Origin of the sequence: Membranihabitans marinus, from assembly GCF_019802045.1 — a bacterium.
Lineage (GTDB): Bacteria > Bacteroidota > Bacteroidia > Chitinophagales > Saprospiraceae > Membranihabitans > Membranihabitans marinus_A.
Window position 1 is genome coordinate 1 of record NZ_JAHVHU010000037.1, and the last position, 1,616, is coordinate 1,616.

Annotated in this window: 1 protein-coding gene; it reads left to right on the forward strand. The window is 40.5% G+C overall.

Annotation, left to right across the window (positions count from 1 at the left end; translation table 11 throughout):
• Nucleotides 1-1,311: 1,311 nt before the first annotated feature.
• Complete coding sequence (locus KUV50_RS19255) at nucleotides 1,312-1,464, forward strand: hypothetical protein (RefSeq protein WP_222581842.1); 153 nt, start codon at nucleotides 1,312-1,314, stop codon at nucleotides 1,462-1,464.
• Nucleotides 1,465-1,616: the final 152 nt, after the last annotated feature.

Consider the following 1,616-nt stretch of genomic DNA (forward strand, 5'->3'; position numbering starts at 1 on the left):
CCGATCGCACTCTATAATCGCCTATAAAACCACATAATCGCTTATGGTGTTTGACTAAGCAATAAATCGCTTATAATCGCTTTTAAAAAATTAACCAAAAAAATCAACAACTTAAAATCTGTGCATAACAGGGTTAAAAGCGCGTTATTGAAAAACCTAGGAAAACGATAAAGCTGTTTTCTCCAGGTATTTCCAACAACGTAACCCAGTTACACACAGCAGATCCAAAGCAAAAGCATTTTTCTCTTTTTAAAAGCAAAAGCAGAAGCAAAGCCGGCTTAAATATCCTAGTGTAAATTTTGAGATATCATGGATGGTGAGGCAGGAGCGGATTAGGCAATACTCACCCTAAAGCCGCATAAAGCAGCTTTAGCATTGCCTAATCAAGACATCACGGACGGAGCCGGCTATCGCATCATAGGAGCGCATCAGAGCGTAATCCTGCGCTTGTTTTAGTTAGGGCTTACGTCGCCCCCCGAACACCTCTAAAACCGCTATAACGTCAATCTGTGCAGCGCAAGGGCATCTACCCAATATACTCACGCACTTGACCTCTAACTACTCATAAGGCTATGGCTTTGTCCGGTTCCCCCAGTAACCATTTGCTCGCTTTTGTGCTGTCGTCACTTAGTCCTACCACCCACAAAGCGGACGGCATTAATTATTTACAAGGCTAATAACGAAAGATTGCAAGTTACTGCGTAACTGGGGATTTATTTGTGACCCGGTCAGGGTATAATGTTATCACCGGACGGGGTTAATCCTGATTATTATGTCGAGGTGGTACTCACATAATCTTTCGTTATTAATTACTGCTAATAATTAATAACCGTCCACTGAATATAAAACTAAAACCTGGCATATTCAATATGTCAGGTTTTTTTATTTATTAATGGTTTACATGTAAACATGTAAACATGTAGACATGTAGACATGTAGACAGCCTAACTACGGTACGTCCCGTAGGGCGTTCCTCGTTAGGCCGTCTACATTAAGTAGTTATTTATAAACAAGATAAATAGCCAACAAAGAACTGAGAAAAAAGTAAGTAAAATCCCACAAATTAAAAGAATCCATAGCAAGCTCCAGCATTGTTAATGGTGTTATTTAGCCAGGAGCAAGGTAAGGGTTGGTTGTGTGTTTTAACCAGCCCTACAGGGGGTAAGGTGTAGCATGTATGCAAAAACATAGGTGTTGTCCAAAAAATTAGGCAACACCTATTATAGGGAATAAAAAAACAGGATTTTAAAGCAGTTCCAGTCTTTAACGAAATCTGTCAACACGCTGTAACGCTTGTATATCAAGCAACGAATGAGATTTCGTAATATTACCAAGGTGAACCTGAAGAACCTCTCCTCCATCCATCCTCCGCGTCCTCCTCACGTCGTCCTTGTCGTCGTCGTCGTCGCGTTCCATCGGGTTCACTATGACACTGCTACTGCGTTGAGCTCAGCGAATAAGTAAAGCGCTGTAATATTACAGCGCACATCTTGCCTTCCGATCGCACTCTATAATCGCCTATAAAACCACATAATCGCTTATGGTGTTTGACTAAGCAATAAATCGCTTATAATCGCTTTTAAAAAATTAACCAAAAAAATCAACAACTTAAAATC